This is a genomic window from Ethanoligenens sp. (genome assembly GCF_047718355.1).
GTDB lineage: Bacteria > Bacillota > Clostridia > Oscillospirales > Ethanoligenentaceae > Ethanoligenens.
The window spans coordinates 1-19846 of sequence record NZ_JBDNLG010000054.1; the positions used below are offsets into that span (position 1 = coordinate 1).

Below are 19846 nucleotides of genomic sequence, written 5' to 3' on the forward strand. Positions count from 1 at the left end.
ATTATATCTTGTTTAAACAAGTTTGTCAATGCATATTTGATTTTTTTGTACAAATAGCAAAATAAAATATAAATGTAATCAATTTGACGAATTATATGTAAATTTCGGATATAAAAATACCTACTGTAAATTTCACGTACTTGCGAATTTACAATAGGTGCCTTTGCATTGCAAGCCTAACAGTGTACACTAAGAGGAGCGAGGGCTATTCCTCAGGGCTATTTCGCCGTGCTTGGTCGTAAAAAGCAAAATAATCCGGCCGATGCCTCGATTGTGTATATTCAAACATTATCCCATCCGCATTGTAGGTATAATTACTGACCACGGCCACACAGTTATAATCTCCCAACTCCAGATACTTTCTGTCCAATTGATTAACATGCTCTACGGTCATTACACGCTTTGTTGTTACAATGTGTACATGTAATTTGTTTTCAATAAAATTATAAATAGATCCCTTGGCAATTTCTTTCGTAAGGCCAGGAACAACATCCTTGCGAAAATAGTTGTGATCAATGATAAGCGCTTTCTGTTCCATGCAACGAATACGCTGAATATAATATATCTCAATTCCGACTGGAAAGGATGTCCTTTTTGCAATATGCTGATCTACAACCAACTCCACGAAAAGCGGGACCTCCGTTTTGGCGATCTTCCCATTACGGATAGACGCTTCATGAAAAGATTCGACATTCCCAAATGCATACGCAGATTGTGCGTGCGGTTGATAAATCACCCGCACGCCTTTGCCATGCAGGCTCTGCACATATCCTTCTAAAGCAAGGTTTGCAATAGCCCGACGAACTGTATTGCGTGAGCAATCATAGTAAGACGTAAGAATCGCTTCTGACGGAAGCAATTCTTGGGCCTCATATGTCTTGTCCTCTATTTTGGATTTTAAATCCTGATATATTTTATTATACTTTGTTGTTATACTCGGCATCGTTCTTACACTTTCCTCAAACTCGTTGTTACTCCATTAGTAGCTGTTAGGTCCTACGCCTCCCGCCCCCCAACCGACCCAAAATGCTTTTCAAAACCTGCTTTGGCTGTGCCAGAAGGGCTACTTTCCCAATAATTTCACGCGCCATGTCAAAGCAAACGTAGGAGAAGCAAATGGCTAAAAGCAGGATTGTTTATGTATATATTGCAGTATAACACAAGAGCTATCACACAGCCAAGCAAATTCGACCGATCTCGTCCGGCAGTATGCCATGTTCACGTGCGCAAATCTCTATATGCTGACGATGGCCAGCCGAAGGCTCTGTAAGGTCTGACAAAGAACAAGTGCGCTCTTTAACCCCCTATGCTTCCTTGCATTGCCTGCAGACCTTCATGGGTGCAGCATTAGAGGTTTTTTCTGTGTCCTATAAGGTTTTTTATCCCCCAGTCCAATTGAGGGGGGTGTCTTGCCTGCTCGGCAACAAAAAGTCCCCTCGAGCGATAAGGCTCAAAGAGACTTTGGACATGCAAAACTAAATGTTGTTAATCACAGCGCACAGGCGTTCTTGCTGCCTCAGATAAGGAAATCCCCTGACTTTCAGCGCACCTTCCATCTCAACCGCATAATCGATCCCTCTGCCAAGGAAAAACATGCTTTGCGGGCAATACGTATTTCCCGCAAACGTCTGTAATAGTTCTTTGTTTTGCCGGGCTGTTGTTGTCTATTATTGTATAGAAAATGTCTGATTTTGCCATTGCACCGACCCATCATTACCAATGCCGGCCACACAAAGTGTATACTGACCCGCCGCAAGAGTTCCGTTTTTAACAACCAGCGTATACCCGCTTTGTAATGCACCCGGATAGCCGGTGTCTTTAAAAGCCGCTTGCACATCGGGACGCCCGCCCATCTGCGTGGCTGTCACCGAACCGAGTGAGATGTAGGTATTGGGCGATAAATGGTTGATGGCATAGACATCCACACGGGAAATCCCCGCATGATTCAGTGCCCAGCCGCCGATCAGCATATTACCGGCATAGGTTGTGCCGGACACTGGAGCATCAATATCCGTTATAGAAGGTGCAACCGTAAACGCGCGTACCATCCATTGGGCGGTACCGTCTGCGCCGACTGCCGCCACGTTGACGGTGTGCGCACCGGGTGTCAGATCGGCTGCGGGGATGGTTACGGCAAATCCGCTTCTGCCACTGTCCGGATATCGGCCGGCTGGGTCGACTGCTGCCCGCACATCGGGGCGACTGTAAAAGCTGTCGGTCTGATATCCTTTTGGGTTGGCGGCGCCCAGATCCAGATAGGTATCTATCCGCGTCATCCCCGCATGGTTGAGGGCCCACCCGGAAACCCGCACATCTCCGGCCACTGTGTCGAACGGTGTATCCAGACAGGCACGCGAATCTTCTACTGAAAATGTGCGTGTGTTCCACTTGACTGTGCCGTCCGCTCCAATTCCCGCAACATAGAGGGTATGTGTGCCCGGGCCGATCGAGGCCGCCGGTATCGTAAAGTGATACCCGCTCAATGTGCCATTCGGTGAAAAGAGGTTGTCGGCATTCATAATAGCTTGTACATCATTGCGCGTCTGAAATGCTCCATCGTTGCTGCCAAGCCACTTGAAATTATCCAGATAGAAATCGACGCGCTGCTGACCCGAACGGTTGAGCATCCATCCATTGACCGATATATCCCCGCCATACACCGTGCTTTGCGGAGAATCGATATCTGTGATTGCACCGCCCCGCGTATAGAATGAACGGGTTTGCCACTGCACCGTACCGTCGTTGGCAATTCCCGCCGTGATGAGCGTATGCAGTCCGTCGTTCAATATATGGGTATTAAACGTAAATGAATAGCCACATTTATCCGGGTCAATGTAGTAACCATCTTGGTTGGCAGACGCCTGCACATCGTCGCGTTTATACAAGGCGTTTGTGGAGCCCAGCCACTGATCATTATCCACATAAAAATCCACACGGGAGACACCGGTGTGCGCCAGCTCCCAGCCGTTCACCGTCACACTGTCCATCTGCATACTGTTTGCCTGCGGGCTATCAATGGCGGACAGACCGGCAGGAATAGCCTGCGCATAATAATATTGAGAGAAATCCGCCTGTGGGCAAATCAACACTTTGGGATTTTGTGTCGGGTCTACCCACTGCATTAATTGAACCAGTTCACTCTCACCCACACCCACACAGCCACCGGTATAATACCGGGGCTTAATATGAATGAAGATTCCCGCCCCTTTGCCGGGCGTCTGGTTCCAATTGTAATCCAAAGCCATCGCGTATTTGTAAAGGGGCTGCGTGGCTATTTGCTCGCACTCGCCGCCGGGATTGCCCTCCACCCAGCGATTATAGGTGGATGAACCGGAATTTTCATCCCAGTACGAATTGCTGTCCGCCACCCGGTAAGGCAGCTTTGTGCCAGGATTCTGCGCCCATCCAAAGGCAAATGGAATGCCATACACCCCGGACGGTGTCGTGTTGGTATCCTGCCTGCGCAGACTGTCATACTGCATCCCATTCTGCCCTATCAGCGCACTGATATTGGAAAAAACCATTTTCCATCCATTTCCTGTTTTTTCATAAGCAGAAACGGTTGCGTTCACATTATTCATCGGGTTATTTGTGACGACAATGACCTGCGAGCTATTGTCGAACGCGCTTCCGTAAAATGCTGCTGGATAATAATCGGTATCAGCCCGCGCGGGCAACCCGCCCATATACAGAAAACCGATCATGACCGCCAGTGCAATCAAACTGAACCTGCCCAATAAGCGCTGCATGCTCTGCCATTTTCCAACCATGTTTCCATCCTCCTCTCAATTTTTGCATTTTCCGTATCCAGTATACCATTTTTTACATATCTGGCAAACTGGCCGTGCAGTGCTTCAAAGACAATTCCCGTATCTGTCACAAAAGCGCCTCTGCCGGCCAACGGTCTGGCAGCAGACGCTTTAAAAACCGTACGGAATCCGGCAAGACGAGCACTCATATCTCATGTTTATTTGGATAAGGCAGCGCTCATAGACAGCAGCTTTGGCGCTCAATCACTTCAAACCCCAATGACAGTTTCTTGTCACTGTGCAAATGGTTCTCCAGCATATGTAAAAGCATCTCTGCCGCTTTCATTCCACTGGTGCGGTAATGGAAATGAACGGTTGTTAATTGCGGTTGAATAATCTTTGAAATCTGGCTATCGCCGATGCCGACCACACAAATCTCCCCGGGAATATCGCGACCCATAGCACGGATGGCCTGCGTCGCGCCCACCGCAATGGAATCGGTAGCACAAAAAAGCCCATCCAAATCGGGACATGCCTCCAGCATTTTTTTCACATTTTGGTCACCGGACGCCATGCTGAATGGACCAACCGCCATGCGCGCCGGCGGGATCTGCATATGTGCCTCGCTTACCGACGCGAGAAATCCATTTTGCCGTGCCAGTCCCGCCGCGCGGTCATCATTGGTCACGCCAATATAGCCCAAGCAGCGGCAGCCGTAATGGATGAGCAAATCTGTCAGTTGCTTTGCCGCACCAAAATCGTCATAGTAGACGCACGGGCAGTAATCCAATGTCTGTCCGATCACAACCAGGGGTGTTTGCAGATCGCGCAGCAGTTTTTGATGCCTCTCGGTCAAAATAGTTGCCAGGAACAAAATACCGTCCGTGTTGGCTTGGAAGATTGAAAAATACTCCAGTTCCTTTTCAGGGTTGTTGTCCGTGTTTCCCAATAAAATCTGATAGCCGTGTGCGGAAAGGGCCTCACTGATACCGTCCACAGTACGGCTGACAGATTCCGAACTGATTTTAGGGATAATTACCCCAATCAGTTTTTTTCGTTTGGTACGCAATGTTTGAGCACCCAGCATGGGCGTATATCCTGTTTTGTCAATGACTTTTTGGATTTTCTCCCGCTTGCTGTCGCTCACATATCCGCTATTCAAAAAGCGGGAAACCGTGGTGCTGGAAACCCCGGCAAGTTTTGCAATGTCATGAATATTCAGAAACACCACCTCCTTCGCTTGTATGTTGTCTTGCTCCCGCATTGCTGTAAGCATAGCAAATGCATATAGATATGTCAAAACGCAGGCAGTTGATACCTCCACGCGCATGGTTGTATCTGTACATATTGCACATATATTATTGTAAATGTTTATGTACTATGTGTATTTAATACAGTTGCACTGTGTTGTATACTATCAATAGTGCTTTATGGAATCGATTACACAATGGCGTTCAACCGTTATATTGACCAACAGTTTCTGACGTTCTAGCTAACTGTTGCGCGTCCGATGTGGTATCGATACCTTTTGCTTTACCCGTTCCCGTCACAGCAACTGAACCATACACCACAAGAGTCACCCGTATGTCTGGAGGAAATGAAGATGGATTACAAGAAATTAGCAAGCGATCTGCTTCCGCTGGTTGGCGGCGAAGAAAACATTACCAGTGTGGCGCATTGTGCCACACGGCTGCGCTTTGTATTGAAAGATGACGCGCAGGCGCAGACAAAAAAAATCATGGCACTGGATGGCGTCAAAGGCGCTTTTTCAAGTGCAGGACAGTATCAGGTCATCATCGGGCAGGGCGCCGTCAACGATGCCTATGACGCACTGACCCAAATCGCTCATATCCACGAAAGCTCTGTGGAAGACCAAAAAGCTGTCGCAGCGAAAAAGCTCAACATTGTGCAACGTTTTTGCCGGATGCTATCCGGTATCTTCGTCCCCATCATTCCGGCTATCGTAGCCTGCGGTCTGTTGATGGGTCTGCTCAACACCCTGACAAGTTTTAAGGTCATCAGTTCCACAAGCAGCATCTTTCAGCTTCTGAACATGTTCTCCAACGCGGCGTTTATCTTCCTTCCCATGATTATAGCGTTCAGCGCCGCCAAGACATTTAAAGCCAATCCGTTCCTTGCCGCCGTCATCGGCGCAATCATGATCCACCCAGATCTTTTGAATGCTTGGAATCTGGGACTTCAGAAAGCAGCCACTCTGAATATTTTCGGCCTCCATATCGCCATGGTCGGGTATCAGGGAACGGTTATTCCGGTTCTGCTTGCTGTTTGGGTTATGTCAAAAATCGAGCACTTTGTTCATAAAATCGTACCCAATGTGCTGGATGTACTGCTCACCCCGTTTATCACCGTACTTGTCACTGCGTTTGTCACCCTTGTTTTCATCGGACCGCTTGGCCGCCTGCTCGGCAATGGCATCTCTTTCGGCTTGAAGGACATGTATCTCGCGGCAGGCCCGATTGCCGGTCTGGTCTTTGGAGGCCTGTATTCCGCTATTGTCATCACGGGTATCCATCACAGCTTCCATGCAATCGAAGCGGGCCTGCTGGCAAATCCAAGCATTCATGTCAACTTTCTGCTTCCGATCTGGGCCATGGCAAACGTGGCGCAGGGCGGCGCATCGCTGGCAGTCTACTTCCGCACCAGCAATAAAAAAGTCAAAGCCCTCGCCGCTCCATCTTCACTGAGCTGCTTCCTTGGCATCACCGAACCGGCGATTTTCGGCGTCAACCTGCGTTATGGCCGTCCGTTTATCGGCGGTGCCATCGGCGGCGCTCTCGGCGGTCTGTATATGGGCCTGATGAAGGTCGGTATGCAGGGGCTTGGCGTAACGGGCATCCCCGGCATCGCGATTACCAGCGGCTGGAACATGGTTAACTACATCATCGGCATGGGTATCGCGGTTGGCGCTGCGTTTGTAATCACCCTTGTAATCTATCAAGATAAAGATCTGGACGCGGACGACGAACCCGTAACAGTCGCCAAAGATGTCGTCAACGTATAACGGACGCAAGCCACCTACTGCGAACTAAGAGGATGCACATGAACAATCAGCCCGTATACCATATTTTTTCTCCCGACGCGTTTATCAATGATCCAAACGGTCTCTTGTACGACAACGGGTGGTATCATGTCTTCTATCAATGGAATCCGCTTTTTCCAGAAGGCAAACGGATAGGATGGGCACATCTGCGCTCTACCGATTTGATTCATTGGGAAGATCTCCCCCCCGCTTTGCTTCCGGACGATTGGTATGATCGGAATGGCTGCTACTCCGGCAGTGCCATCATTAAAGACGGGCAGATCCACTTGCTCTATACCGGCAACGTGCGAAACGCTGCGGGAAACCGGGAGGTCTATCAATGTCTGGCCGTCTCGGAAGACGGAGAGCATTTTCTAAAGTATCCGGGAAACCCTTTGATTTCCGGTCCAGCAGAAGGATACACCGCCCATTTTCGCGACCCAAAAGTCTTTGCGGATAAAGACGCTTATGCGTTTGTGCTGGGTGCCCAAACAACCGCGGAGCAGGGTCGGGTACTGCTTTACCGTTCACCCGATCTTTTATCCTGGAAATTTGACGGGGCCTTACAGTTTGACACCGGCAGCCCGCTTGGACAGTTTGGTTATATGTGGGAATGCCCCAATCTCTTTGCGTTGTATGATACAGAACAGCAGCAGACACACGCTATTCTTTTGTTCTGTCCGCAAGGCCTGCAAGCAGACGGGATGCATTTTGCAAATCGATTCCAATGCGGCTATGTGGTCGCCCCCGGCCCATTTGAAGGCATCCGCACATTCTGCGGATGCACCTCGTTTGAGGAATTGGACAAAGGGTTTGAATTCTACGCTCCGCAAGTCGTCCATGCAGGCAACCGCACCCTGCTTATAGGGTGGATGGGCATGCCGGACGAAGAAGACCAGCCTTCCAAAACGGAAAACTGGATGCATTGCCTGACCGTTCCGCGCGAATTGCAATTGAAAAACGGCAAGATCCATCAACAGCCGGCTGTTGAGCTGCAGGCGCTGCGTGGCAGCAAGCGAACAATTGAGATGCTGACACTGGAGAATGAATCCCTATTGCTGCCCGGGTTTTCAGGTGATTGTTATGATATGCAACTCACCTTTGACACGACCCAAGCGCAAACTGTCACAATTTATTTACGGCAAAACCAAAAGCAATCTATCATTATCTCCTTTGCTGATGGAATACTGCGTGTCGACCGCTCGCATTCCCGCTACGCACCGGAGAACCCCATCCGGCAAGTGGCACTGGCGGACGCCACAAAGTTGCAGCTGCGCGTCCTTTCAGACCGTTCCGCTATGGAGCTGTTCATTAATGCGGGCGTTGAGGCGTTCGCACTGAGAACCTATTTGGATGAAGATGCTGTTCAAACCAAAGTAGCCGTAAATGGAAAGGCAACTTTGACTGAAGCTGTTTTTTTCAGTATGAACCGTGCATAAGCGATTCCCTGACAAAAAACCTATTCTTGCCACGTGTCTCTGGACACACTATAAAAAACCAACAGTTATCATTCATGGGATGGCTGTTGGTTTTATTTTTTGCGTTTCCGACACGCATTGGGCGTAATGTGAAACTTGTCTTTAAACTGCCGATTAAAATAGGAAACGGTATCATCACGCGCCAATATGACGCGCTCAACCGCGTGACAAAATATATCAATTTGTCGGAAAACATGGTCCAATATGCCTATTACGCGGCGTGCAGTCCGACAACCCTTACCTACCCGGACGGTAAGGCTGTCCATTACACCTACGATGCTATCAATCACATGAAGACGGTGACCGACTGGGCAAATTATGTCACCACCTATGCAACCCCTAAAATCAATCTGGAATGATTGACTTTTCGACACGTGATGATTAGAGCAACATCAATGATTTTTGGGTCTTTAATCCTCAATTGAAGCTCGGGTTCAGATATAAAAAAGGAAAGCTTATCACATACAGCCCTATACCTTTAGCCGTATAACGTGACTCTTTCTAAGACGTTTTATTTAGCTGATTTGCGCCTTTGAAGCATAATAACAATAATGATCCCGCCTGCAATTATATCACACAACAGGAAACCAGCACTATGAGCAGCCATAGGCATATCGCTGCCGGTTTTGGGGTTCGAGGTTTTACTGGATGCGTTGGATGTGCTGGGGGTTGCAGTAGTACTAGAAGATGTCGCATTAGACGCTGTTGTGGATGTTGTGCTGGATGTAGCTGTATCCGAAGTATTGGATGAGGATTCCAAGTACATGGATTTAAGCTGGGAAATTTTATCGGGCGTAAGCCCCATCTCTTTATTAAGGTATTGACTCATAGAACCATCTTTTGTGTTGATGGCATCAAAAATTGAATTTGCCCAATTCACATCCACTGTACTCAATATACGAATTCCATCTTGTGTGCTTTGATCAGCGCCTGCCGCAGCGGCGGCCTTTACGGTTGCGTCTACAGTGGACTGAACAAACTGGTTTGTAAGCAAATAATCCTGAATGACCGTGTTTTTATCAACACCAAGAGCACTCAATAAAAGAATGGAGGCAACGCCTGTTCTGTCCTTGCCAGCCGTGCAATGATACAGGATGGATCCACTCTGACGGTTCAGCAAAATATTAAAGAAATCCTTGTACCCAGAGATGGAGTAGTCGGATGTGACCATTTGAGAATAAGTGTTCTCCATATAAGCATTGGGGTCGCCCATGGCTTTTATCATTGCGACCATCTGTGAAAGTGAATTCTGCGCGGTACTGGATGTGGCGCTTGATGTAACGGCTGACGAAGTTGTCGAAGAAGTTGATTTAATGATACTAATATGTGTGTTTGTTACACCAGCAATCGTAGGATCTGGCGCGGAAGCGATCTCGCTGTCAGTGCGGAAATCAACAATTTGTTTCAGATCATAGACATTCGTCAGATTTTTGATATCTGTATCGGTAGCGCTACTCAATGCAGCAGTGCGCAAAAGTATGCCGCTTTTGACTGTTTCCCCATTGGTGGTTTTATATCCACCTAAGTCACGGGCATTTGCCACACCAGTCAAGCCGAGTGAATGGGTCATATCAGCAGTTGAATTAATTTTTACCGGTGATGCGGTAGATGATGCACTTGCAGCCCCTGTAAATCCTGCTCCTAAAATCAAAAATGTCAAGATGGTTGCAATCTGTCTTTTCATAATATCTCCCTTCAATACGCCAACCAAAACACAATACAAGACGTAGTATATACTTTAGTTGACATTGCAACTATGTATTTTTTGTAACGGCTAAGTAAAAGACATGTAAATAGAAGAATTGCTGTAGTATAACCCCCGAGGTTTCCTTCTCCTGCAGAATATCTTTACACAAATCATATTTTTATTTGACATAAAACTGATGGAATCCACCCCGAAAAATCTTTATTATGAACTTGGATTAAGAAATCCGCAGGCTTTTTATACCGCATCAGTGTCAAATGCTATAAGTTTATAGCATTTGACACTGATGCCGGGAAATATGACAGATCTGTCTTTATAAGTGAGTAAAATGCAATGAACAATTATGAAAAAACCAATCTCATCGTGCAAATTTCAAAAATGTATTATGAACACAATATCGGGCAACGTGAAATCGCGGAACGGCTCAACATTTCCAGATCCTATGTTTCTAAACTGCTGATCGAGTCCCGAACACTCGGCATCGTTCGAATCGAAATCAACGACCCGCTTGAAACGGAAAGCACGATTGAACAGTCCATTCGTACAAAATACAGGCTAAACAAAGCAATTGTCGTTCCCATACGGGCCGCGGAATATGACATGACGCTTGAACGAATTGCGGCTGCACTCTCACGTTACCTGTTCGCTACCGTCCAGAGCGGCGATATCATCGGTGTCGCCTGGGGGAAAACACTGCAAATGGTCGCAAACAAACTCATGCGGAAAGATTGCTCCGGCGGCATTATCACCCAGCTCTACGGCGGCTTTCCCACCGTCAACCGTGAGGCTTCCGTCCAGGAAATTATTTTGAAATTTGCCCGCGCATTCAATTTCAAACCTCACTTCATGCTGTTGCCCGCAATTGTCGACTCACCGGAAATCAAAGAAGCCATTGAGCAGGATAAGGGGGTTGCCCGTGCGCTGGAGCTTGCCGAACAATCGCAAATCGCTATCTTTTCCGTAGGACGGTTTGGGGTGAAATCCTCACTGGTGGAGGCGGGTTATTTCACGGAAGAACAAGTGGAAAAGCTGCACCGGCGCGGCGTGGTCGGCGACGTGTGTGCCAGACTGTTTGACAGCAGCGGGAATATCGTGGACAGCAATTTCGACGACCGAAGCATCGGGATTCCACTGCATCACCTGCGGGAAAAAAAACACAGCATTCTCGTCTCCGGCGGGAAAGAAAAAATCCTCCCCATCCACGGCGCACTGACCGGCGGCTATGCCAACGTGCTCGTGACGGACGAACACACGGCTCAAGGATTGCTGCATATCTGAAAGGAGAATATCCCATTGGTCAACGATCTGATTAAAACCGCTGTCATCCACCGCACAAGCACCGCCGCAGCAAAGAAAAAGCTGCGCAGATTTGCTAAACCATACCTGATGATTTTGCCCGCCATGGCCGGGTTGGCGGTGTTTTACCTCTACCCTGTATTTGGCCTGATCCGGTTCAGCTTCTTCCGTTACAACATTCTCAATGAAGCGATGAGCAAATTCGTCGGGCTGCAAAACTATACGCGTATGTTTCAAGACGCCGATTTCTACAAAGTACTGATCAACACGGTCATCTACACCATCTGTGTCGTGGTCTTTACAACCGTCATTTCCATGTTTTTGGCCATCTGGCTGAACAAAGGCTCCGTCGTCAACAAACTTGTACAGGCAGGTCTGTTCACGCCGCACATCATTTCCATGGTGTCGGTCGCGCTGGTGTGGATGTGGATCATGAACCCAGATCAAGGCCTGCTCAATGCCGCCTTACGCGCCGCTGGGCTCCCAACCCCGCTGTGGCTGACCAGTTCGCAGACCGCACTGTTGTCGATTATCATCGTTTCGGTGTGGAAATCCGTCGGCTATTACACGCTTATGCTCATCGCCGCACTGCAGAGCATCCCCACCAGCATTCTGGAAGCGGCGCAGCTCGACAATGCCAAGGGGTTCCATTTGTATTTCCGCATCGTCTTGCCGCTGATTTCTCCGCACCTATTCTTTATTTTGGTAACGATGACCATCGGCTCGTTCAAAGTGTTTGACATGGTGCAGGTCATGACTGGCGGCGGGCCGGACAATGCGACCAACACACTGATGTACTACCTATACCAGTTTCGAAGCACACGCGTCGGTTATGCGTCGGCGGTCGGCGTTGTCATTATGGCGCTTATCGGCCTGCTGACCTGGTGTTATTTCCGATCGCTGTCCAAGAGGGTTTATTATCAATGACCACGTCGGAAAAGGGAAGGACCGTGATGGTCCGTAAAATTGTAGCGGCTGTGCTGGAGAAACCGGTTAAAGCGCTGTTTCTTTTTATTTTCATCGTGCCGCTTTTGTGGATGATCTCCGTCTCGCTGCAAACCTTCCGCGAGATGATGGCCTATCCGCCGGCGTTGCTTCCCAGCAGCCTCCAGTTCATTAACTATATTAAAGCCATGCGGGGCGGGCCGTTCCTCACCTACGGCATCAACTCTATAGTAATCACACTGTCAATCATTCTTATCCAGTTCTGTGTGATGGTGCCGGCCGCATACGCGTTTGCCAAATATACGTTCCCGTTCAAGCGGGTGCTGTTCGGAATCGTGCTGTTGGCACTGATGATTCCGGGGCAAGTCACGTTCATCCCACTTTACCTGTTGATGAGCAAGTGGGGCCTGATCGATACCCTTCTGCCCCAAATCCTGCCGTTCATGACCAACGCCTTCGGCATTTTCCTGCTGCGGCAATACTTCATGCAGGTGCCGGAGGAAGTGATTGATTCCGCCCGCGTCGACGGCGCAAGCGAGTTTTGGGTTATCTTGCGCGTGATGATCCCGATGTCGGTGCCGGCACTGGCGACCGTGACACTGTTCAGTTTCGTCGCGCATTGGAACGATTATTTCTGGCCCCTTGTCATGACCAACGACACCAACGTCCGCACCCTGCCGCTAGGCATCAAGATGTTGCAAGAAACAGAAGGCGTTACCCAGTGGCACGTCGTAATGGCGGGAAACGTCATCCTGGTGCTGCCTATCCTGATTGTGTATATCCTGTGTGCCAAGCAGATTCTACGCGCGTTCATTGGCACAGGCATCAAATAGACCCCCTTCTTATGTCGTCCCCTCCACCGGTTTCAGTATCTTGCGATATGGAACATATATCCACAGACAGGCAGCCAAATGAGAAAGGATCATGAAAATGAAAAAGAAACGCAGAATTTCCCTGCTGCTGGCCGCGGCGGCGCTGGTCTTGGCGTTCGCCGGCTGTACACAGTCCAGCTCCGGCTCGACGTCTAACCCAACCAAGGTGGACGCCTTGGAATCCGGCAAAAAGTACACCGTACAGTTCTGGCACGAGTTGAGCGGATCCAATCTCGACTACCTCAATACCGTCATCAAGGCTTTCAACGACACGCATCCCAACATCCAGGTAGTCGCCACCTATCAGGGCAGCTATGACGACGGCTACACCAAACTGCAGCAGGCCATCGCCTCTGGCGGTGTGCCGGACATAGACATGGTCGAGCGCGCATACGTCCAGTATTTTGCAAACAACAATGCGCTGGTGGACTTGAATCCCTACTTCAAAAACTCGAAGGTTTCCACCGACATCTTCGTAAAGGGACTCACCGGCCACTCCTATTTTGACAACCATTTGAACGCTATCCCCTTTAACCGTTCCACCCCGATTATGTATGTCAATAAAACGCTGCTCGATTCCAAAGGCCTCGCAGTGCCTAAAACATGGGACGAGTTGAAAACCGTGACCAACGCGTTGGTGGAAAAGAACGGTGACCAAGTCACCCGCTATGGCATGACGATGCCCTTTGACACCTGGTATCCTATGGCGATGGTGATGCAGGCAGGCGGAAAGTTCCTCAATGACAAAGGCTCTTCCGTCGGCTATACCGATGCCGTCGGCAACAAAGTGTTCGGTTTCCTGAAGAACTTGCAGAATACCAACGCCCTGTACTATCCGCCCACGCAGGGTTCGGGCACGACCGCCAACCAGATGTTTACCAGCGGCAAGGTAGGTATTTTGTGGACTTCCACCGGTTCCTACGGTGGCTTAAAAAAGGCCGTGAACGGTGCTTTCCAGATTCAAACCGCATTCCTCCCCAAAGAGCAGAAATACGCTACCCCAACCGGCGGCGCAAATATCGTCGTCCCGGCCAAATCCGCAAACAAAGCGGCCGCGTGGGAGTTTATCAAGTGGATGCTGACGGATTCCAAAGGCCTGCAGCAGTTCGTTGCCCTTTCCGGCTATCTGCCCACGACCACAACAATGGTCAAATCCCAGCAGTTCCAGGACCTGTGGAAACAGGATGCCAACTATAAAGTTGCCTACGACCAATTACAGTATGCGATGGATACCAATAAAACCGTCGTTTGGCCGGACATCAACAAAGAAGACGAAGCAGCCATTCAGGCCATTATGTACAACAACGCGTCCATCCCGGATACGCTGACAAAGCTTCGCAAGCAAATCGAGCAGAGTCTGCAACAATAAACCCGTTTCCGCAGAACTTCCGCTTTCTGAACGAAAGGAACGTACACATGCAAACAGAACGCCAGATACTGGTGGCCGGCCACAGGGGCTGTATGGCCATTCGTCCTGAAAACACAATGGTGTCTTTTCAAAAAGCGATCGAGCTCGGCGTGGATATGATCGAAATGGACCTCAACCTCACTAAAGACGGACATCTGGTCGTCATCCACGATAACACCGTCGACCGCACAACCGACGGCACGGGTTTTGTCCGCGACAAAACGCTTGAAGAAGTTCTGAAGCTGGATGCCGGCATCCGTTTCTCCAGCGCATACGAAGGCGTCCGCATTCCCACCTTCCGGGAATATCTAGAGTTGGTGTCGCCGTATCCAGATTTGTTGCTCAATGTCGAAATCAAGGAAAAGACAGCCGAGGCTCTGCACCTGACAGTCTCCATGCTAAAGGAATTCGGCTTGACCGAACGCAGTTGGATCACCTGTTTCGACGCCGATATCCTCAAAGATGCCCGGCGGGACTATGGGTTCAAAACCCAAGGGTTTCCAGACAACATGCTTGCCCATTTTGAGGATGGTCCGGACGGCACGCGTTCTCTGCTTTCCAGTGTCGGCATCCCCATGGACAGGGTCACGCAAAGCCTCTCGGAAGAATACCTGAATATGGGGATCGCGCCTTGGTCCTGGGCCGTAAACGACGCGGAATCTCTGCAAAAATCCATCAACGCAGGCATCGTGCTGGTCACATCCAACGATCCCGAAGTCCCGTTATCGATTCTTCGCAGGCAAGGAGCCCACAAATAAGCCGCATTTCCTTTAGTATTTAAACAGGTGGAAATCGCTCAGCAAATCTATCGGCAATATCTTTCCGGCAACGGCTTGAGAGATATTGCCGATTTTCTTTTTTGTCGGTGTGATGATGCGTACGAATAGAAAATTGATCATTTATTTTGTACATACGTTCCGATTCTTATAAACCATGAAAATTTGGCAATACTACTGCTGTATAAGTTTGGAGATATTGCAAGAAAAATTAAGGAGGAATAAAAATGGTTGCTCTAAAAGACAGCATTACAAAAGAGAACCTTTTAAAGGCTTTTGCAGGAGAGTGCCAAGCTTGGCGGCGGTATGAATTTGCTGCAAGCAAGGCAAAAAAGCAAACTCTTGAGGTTTTATACTGGCTTTTCCATTATACCGGAAGTCAGGAAAAGGAACATGCTGAGGTATTCTATAATCACTTAAAGGAGTTCAATGGACAGGAGATTTCGCTGAGCGCCGACTACCCTGTCGATAATTCAGATAATATTTTAGAGCTTTTACAACTTGCCGCAAAGCGTGAAGCCGCCGAGCACGATACGATTTACAAATCCTTCGGTGATAAGGCTAATGCAGAGGGATTTCCTGACATTGCAAATTCTTTCTTTATGATTGCTGAAATTGAGCAAGTGCACAGCCAGCGTTTCGCTCGATATGCACAGTTAATGCAAAACAATAGACTATCTCAAAATGATACTCCCATTGAATATATTTGTTTAAACTGCGGCTACATTTATAAAGCTACCGGAGCGCCTCAAATCTGTCCGGTCTGCGGCCATAGCCAAGGCACTTTTGTCCGCCGGGAAGACTCTCCATTTTCAAAGTAAAGAAAGTTTCAGACGCATAGTGTTTGACGATAACAAAATGGCTGCACAGAAAGGTGCCGTGATATACGGTACCTTTCTGTGCAGCCATACGCTTCCTGCAACATTTACTTTTTTTGAATAAATAATGTATCATCCTCAGACAATTCTGCATAAAACACCTGTTTTATAGATGTAATACCTCGCTTAGATAGTTCTTGTATAAGCCATGCCTCCGTTTTTCCAAACTCCAAAAGATTTTTTCTTATGAGTGTTCCATCTGTAATCAACTCACCCGGCAGATAAGATGGATCTTGTGGCTGTAGACCTATATCCTCCATCAATACGGATTGTTTCGCTGCTTTTTTAACAATGCTCAGCTCGCCATGAGGTTCTAAGATGGCATACCAAACATCCCGGATCGTAAATACATCCTTTTCACGCAATAACATCGTTAAGTCATCCATATTTAGTCGCATTTTACGTAACTCTTTGACTTGAATTTCACCGTGCTTGATTACAATGGCTGGTTCGCTATCCAGCACCACGCGCATAAATGGAATTTTTAGTCCAACATATTCCACTATAAAACTGAAAGCGCCCCAGAGTACCATAGCCTCGATCTCTTCCATAAACTCAACACCGCCATGAATAACCATCTCGCCAATCATGCTGCCAAGTGTGATTCCGGTGATATATGTGAATATGGTCATCTGACTGAGTTGCTTTTTACCTGTGAGGCGTGTAAATAGTAGAAGGATTGTGAAACCAATCAATGCTCTAATAGCTGCGTTTAAGAACTCGCCCAAAACAAATCACCTCTTAATAGTGATTATAGCCAAAACCATAGCATTTATTTTTAAACGATGGTTGAAAATTTGAACATCTCATTGAGTGAAAATTCCAATCCACAATTACCGATGCCATTCCTCTGTGGAAAAGCCAATGGTGCTGGCGTTGGGCATAGAGCATTCTGCACAAACTACCAGAGTGCAGTGCGAGGTCACCGATATGACAAACACTCTGCTAAAAAACCCCGCAAGCCCTGTATTAAAACAGGTTTGCGGGGTTTTTAACTGCTATGGTTGCCGTTGTCTGGACGCTGCGCTATGATGAAACATTGACCTATATTGGATGCTGCCAAAGTCCGCGATTTCCTTTGCTTTTCTGAACATGTTTTTGTTCACCGAACCGGGAAAGGCTCATCTCCAAAATTGTAATCAGTTTTTGCTGCTTTCCCCGTCCAACGTCATAATGGGTGTATACCATTCCGGACGCCTATCCCGAAAGAGACCCCAAAAGGACCGTTTTGTTTCTATGGCATCTAAATCAAATGTGTGTGTTAACACCGTCTCGGTTTCACGATCTGCTTCTTCAACTTTGTCGCCGGTGCAGTCTGTGATGAACGAGGAACCATAAAATTTAATCTCTGAATCCGGAAATTTTTCAACACCGATTCGATTGGACGCTATGATCGGCACCATGTTTGCGGCAGAATGGCCTTGCATAACGCGCTGCCAGTGTGGACAGGAATCAATGCCGGCGTCCTGCGGTTCAGAGCCGATGGCAGTGGGGTACATAATAATCTCTGCGCCTTTGAGCGCCATGCACCGTGCGGCCTCCGGGAACCACTGATCCCAACAAATTGCAACGCCAAGCCGCGCATACTTCGTGTCCCATACTTTAAAGCCTTGATCGCCGTTGCTGAAATAGTATTTTTCTTTGTAACCAGGACTGTATGGGATATGCATTTTGCGATAAGTGCCGAGCACGGATCCGTCAGCGTCAATTATTGCAATGGAGTTGAATTTGCCTTTGTTCTTTCTTTCAAAAAAGCTGATAGGAAGTACGACCTGCAGCTCTTTCGCAATTTTGGCAAAATGCTGTACCGCCGGATTGTTTTCCATCTCGGTAGCAAAGTCGAAAAATTCCGGCCGGGTTTCTTGGCAAAAGTATACGCGCTCAAACAATTCTTGAAGCAGGATGATCTGTGCACCCGCCGCAGCCGCTTGGCGAATCAGTTTCTCCGCGTTGGCGATGTTCTCGACAGGATCCCATGTGCAGGTCATTTGTGTAGCTGCTACGGTTACTTTGCGCATGTGTGTGTTCCTCTTTCTTTTTAATATGAATGGATGCCCGGTGTAAACAGCTTATCTTTGAAATACGATGTTGCCGTCCACCATGGTCATAACGGGCATTGTATCTAGAATTTCATCTGTTGGAATTTTGAACAGATTGCGGTCGAGAATAGTGATATCCGCCAGCTTACCGGGTTCCAATGTGCCGAGATCTTCGTCGCGGTTAAGAGCACAGGCGGAACCGATGGTGCAGATCTTCAGCATTTCCGGCAAAGTCATGCACTGCTCAGGCAGCCAACCGCTTTCGGGATATCCGTTTTCCAGCTTGCGGGTCATGGCCGCATAGATGCCGGGGAACGGGCTGAAGTGGATAACCGGATAATCTGTTCCGGTTCCAATGACTGCCCCGGTATCGTAGATATCGCGCCAACGGAACGCTAGTTTGGCGCGTTCTTCGCCCATGATGCGTGCGGCCTCATCCACATAAAAGGTAATGTGGCGTCCTTGCATGTCAGCAACAACGCCGAGCTGTGCAAAACGAGGAATGTCTTCATCCAGCACATACTCAAGGTGTTCCATCACGTTGCGCCGCGGGAGCCGCCCAAATTTCTTCTCGGCTTCTTCGTAGACATCCAGCACATAATGCACCGCTTTATCACCAATGGTGTGGATACGCACATTCACTCCCATGCCAAGTGCTTCCAGCATTTTCTCGCGTACTATTTCGGGCTGGACAGCAGGAAAACCGGAGGTCAGTGGGTCGTCCGCATACGGTTCGGTCATCCAGGCGGTATGTACGGAAATGACGCCGTCTATCAGATTTTTCAGTCCGGAAAACTGCAGCATGGGTGTGTTGAAGTTGGTCTTGTAATAAGAGATGTCTTGGGGAGTGAACGAGAGCAACTCCGGGTAAAAATGGATACGGACGGTTAGTTTGTCCTCCACGGCCTTATACAGGGCATAGGGCTTTTCCGGGCCGCAAGGGAAAAGATCGCCTACGGATGTAATCCCATATCGGTTAAGCTCATTCATGAAGTGTACAAGCGATGCTTCTCGTTCCTCCAACGGACGCATTAAAATCCGCTGCAACGCGAAAGCGGCCGTGTCGTTTATCACACCGTTCAGCTCGCCGTTTTCATCTTTGCCGATCCCATTGTTTGGGTCGGGCGTTTCCTTTGTGATGCCGGCCATGGCCAGTGCTTTGGAGTTGGCATACACAGAGTGGATTTCCCAGGTTTGCAAAAGCGCCGGACGATCGGGGAAATACGCGTCCATGTCCTGAAGCGTAGGGATGTGCCGGTCTTCAAGATTGAAGAAGTTATAATTGGTTCCGAAAATGATTTTGGCCTCCGGGTGCTTTGCACCCCAATCCTGCATCATTTTGGCAAGTGAGGGAAATGTTTTTGCTGCGCCGATGTCAATACAGAAAGTCTCGTCTTCGTAATCCATAGCCTGCCCGGTATGCGTGTGGGAATCAATAAAACCGGGCATAATCAGCTTGTCGTCAAAGTCAAGAACTTTGGTGTTTTTGCCGATGAAAGGCATCAGTTCATTTTCGGCATACACACCTTTTATACGATTCTTCTCAATGACAACTCCGCCGCTGATCGGGCTGTTGGACACACCGTCAAAAATAGAAGTGCTTTTTAAAACATACGATGCACTCATGGCGATTTCCTTTCTGCTTGTTGTTTCTTAAACC

Annotated in this window: 16 protein-coding genes; 9 read left to right on the plus strand and 7 right to left on the minus strand. The window is 48.4% G+C overall.

Annotation, left to right across the window (positions count from 1 at the left end):
- Positions 1 to 205: 205 nt before the first annotated feature.
- The 3 genes from treR to ABF463_RS09235 all read right to left on the minus strand — a co-directional run bounded on the left by treR (position 206) and on the right by ABF463_RS09235 (position 4977).
- A complete protein-coding gene (gene treR, locus ABF463_RS09225; protein WP_415533320.1) occupies positions 206 to 943 on the minus strand; it encodes a trehalose operon repressor in 738 nt (245 codons plus the stop codon).
- 724 nt (positions 944 to 1667) lie between these two features.
- Positions 1668 to 3770 carry a L,D-transpeptidase family protein gene (locus ABF463_RS09230; protein ID WP_415533321.1) on the minus strand — a complete coding sequence of 701 codons (2103 nt, stop codon included), beginning with the start codon at positions 3768 to 3770 and terminating at the stop codon, positions 1668 to 1670.
- Positions 3771 to 3987: 217 nt separating this feature from the next.
- Positions 3988 to 4977, minus strand: coding sequence for a LacI family DNA-binding transcriptional regulator (locus tag ABF463_RS09235; RefSeq protein WP_415533322.1), 990 nt, complete (start codon positions 4975 to 4977; stop codon positions 3988 to 3990).
- A gap of 375 nt (positions 4978 to 5352) precedes the next feature.
- Here ABF463_RS09235 and ABF463_RS09240 point away from each other — a divergent pair, with 375 nt between their 5' ends.
- The 3 genes from ABF463_RS09240 (at position 5353) to ABF463_RS09250 (ending at position 8626) form a co-directional block, all read left to right on the plus strand.
- Positions 5353 to 6771, plus strand: a complete 1419-nt coding sequence (locus ABF463_RS09240) for a sucrose-specific PTS transporter subunit IIBC (RefSeq protein WP_415533323.1) — start codon at positions 5353 to 5355, stop codon at positions 6769 to 6771.
- Between the two features lie 38 nt (positions 6772 to 6809).
- Positions 6810 to 8228 (plus strand): glycoside hydrolase family 32 protein, encoded by a 1419-nt coding sequence (locus ABF463_RS09245; RefSeq protein WP_415533324.1) that lies wholly within the window; start codon positions 6810 to 6812, stop codon positions 8226 to 8228.
- 86 nt (positions 8229 to 8314) lie between these two features.
- Positions 8315 to 8626, plus strand: a complete 312-nt coding sequence (locus ABF463_RS09250; RefSeq protein WP_415533325.1) for a hypothetical protein — start codon at positions 8315 to 8317, stop codon at positions 8624 to 8626.
- A gap of 152 nt (positions 8627 to 8778) precedes the next feature.
- On the opposite strand, the gene ABF463_RS09255 is transcribed toward ABF463_RS09250, so the two are convergent.
- Positions 8779 to 9951, minus strand: coding sequence for a tyrosine-protein phosphatase (locus ABF463_RS09255; protein WP_415533326.1), 1173 nt, complete (start codon positions 9949 to 9951; stop codon positions 8779 to 8781).
- A 354-nt stretch (positions 9952 to 10305) separates the two neighbouring features.
- Between ABF463_RS09255 and ABF463_RS09260 the strand changes: the two genes are divergently transcribed.
- The 6 genes from ABF463_RS09260 (at position 10306) to ABF463_RS09285 (ending at position 16090) form a co-directional block, all read left to right on the plus strand.
- The gene (locus tag ABF463_RS09260; RefSeq protein ID WP_415533327.1) at positions 10306 to 11250 is read left to right on the plus strand and encodes a sugar-binding transcriptional regulator; all 945 of its coding nucleotides are present in this window, start codon (positions 10306 to 10308) and stop codon (positions 11248 to 11250) included.
- A 15-nt stretch (positions 11251 to 11265) separates the two neighbouring features.
- Positions 11266 to 12195 (plus strand): carbohydrate ABC transporter permease, encoded by a 930-nt coding sequence (locus ABF463_RS09265; RefSeq protein ID WP_415533328.1) that lies wholly within the window; start codon positions 11266 to 11268, stop codon positions 12193 to 12195.
- A 26-nt stretch (positions 12196 to 12221) separates the two neighbouring features.
- The gene (locus ABF463_RS09270) at positions 12222 to 13046 is read left to right on the plus strand and encodes a carbohydrate ABC transporter permease (protein WP_415533329.1); all 825 of its coding nucleotides are present in this window, start codon (positions 12222 to 12224) and stop codon (positions 13044 to 13046) included.
- A gap of 91 nt (positions 13047 to 13137) precedes the next feature.
- Positions 13138 to 14454 (plus strand): ABC transporter substrate-binding protein, encoded by a 1317-nt coding sequence (locus ABF463_RS09275; RefSeq protein ID WP_415533330.1) that lies wholly within the window; start codon positions 13138 to 13140, stop codon positions 14452 to 14454.
- A 47-nt stretch (positions 14455 to 14501) separates the two neighbouring features.
- A complete protein-coding gene (locus ABF463_RS09280) occupies positions 14502 to 15251 on the plus strand; it encodes a glycerophosphodiester phosphodiesterase (RefSeq protein ID WP_415533331.1) in 750 nt (249 codons plus the stop codon).
- Between the two features lie 245 nt (positions 15252 to 15496).
- The gene (locus tag ABF463_RS09285; RefSeq protein ID WP_415533332.1) at positions 15497 to 16090 is read left to right on the plus strand and encodes a rubrerythrin family protein; all 594 of its coding nucleotides are present in this window, start codon (positions 15497 to 15499) and stop codon (positions 16088 to 16090) included.
- A 104-nt stretch (positions 16091 to 16194) separates the two neighbouring features.
- On the opposite strand, the gene ABF463_RS09290 is transcribed toward ABF463_RS09285, so the two are convergent.
- From ABF463_RS09290 to ABF463_RS09300, 3 genes are all read right to left on the minus strand, one after another.
- Positions 16195 to 16875: a DUF421 domain-containing protein gene (locus ABF463_RS09290; protein ID WP_415533333.1), complete on the minus strand. Its 681-nt coding sequence runs from the start codon at positions 16873 to 16875 to the stop codon at positions 16195 to 16197.
- A gap of 411 nt (positions 16876 to 17286) precedes the next feature.
- Positions 17287 to 18165 (minus strand): N-carbamoylputrescine amidase, encoded by an 879-nt coding sequence (gene aguB, locus ABF463_RS09295; RefSeq protein WP_415533334.1) that lies wholly within the window; start codon positions 18163 to 18165, stop codon positions 17287 to 17289.
- A gap of 51 nt (positions 18166 to 18216) precedes the next feature.
- Positions 18217 to 19812: an amidohydrolase gene (locus ABF463_RS09300; RefSeq protein ID WP_415533335.1), complete on the minus strand. Its 1596-nt coding sequence runs from the start codon at positions 19810 to 19812 to the stop codon at positions 18217 to 18219.
- Between the last annotated feature and the right edge of the window lie 34 nt (positions 19813 to 19846).

Coding starts and splice junctions, on each gene's coding strand:
- aguB (WP_415533334.1), bottom strand. CDS start 18,165: ATGCGCAAAGTAACCGTAGCAGCTACACAAATGACCTGCACATGGGAT.
- ABF463_RS09275 (WP_415533330.1), top strand. CDS start 13,138: ATGAAAATGAAAAAGAAACGCAGAATTTCCCTGCTGCTGGCCGCGGCG.
- ABF463_RS09280 (WP_415533331.1), top strand. CDS start 14,502: ATGCAAACAGAACGCCAGATACTGGTGGCCGGCCACAGGGGCTGTATG.
- ABF463_RS09255 (WP_415533326.1), bottom strand. CDS start 9,951: ATGAAAAGACAGATTGCAACCATCTTGACATTTTTGATTTTAGGAGCA.
- ABF463_RS09260 (WP_415533327.1), top strand. CDS start 10,306: ATGAACAATTATGAAAAAACCAATCTCATCGTGCAAATTTCAAAAATG.
- ABF463_RS09240 (WP_415533323.1), top strand. CDS start 5,353: ATGGATTACAAGAAATTAGCAAGCGATCTGCTTCCGCTGGTTGGCGGC.
- treR (WP_415533320.1), bottom strand. CDS start 943: ATGCCGAGTATAACAACAAAGTATAATAAAATATATCAGGATTTAAAA.
- ABF463_RS09245 (WP_415533324.1), top strand. CDS start 6,810: ATGAACAATCAGCCCGTATACCATATTTTTTCTCCCGACGCGTTTATC.
- ABF463_RS09270 (WP_415533329.1), top strand. CDS start 12,222: ATGGTCCGTAAAATTGTAGCGGCTGTGCTGGAGAAACCGGTTAAAGCG.
- ABF463_RS09300 (WP_415533335.1), bottom strand. CDS start 19,812: ATGAGTGCATCGTATGTTTTAAAAAGCACTTCTATTTTTGACGGTGTG.
- ABF463_RS09285 (WP_415533332.1), top strand. CDS start 15,497: ATGGTTGCTCTAAAAGACAGCATTACAAAAGAGAACCTTTTAAAGGCT.
- ABF463_RS09230 (WP_415533321.1), bottom strand. CDS start 3,770: ATGGTTGGAAAATGGCAGAGCATGCAGCGCTTATTGGGCAGGTTCAGT.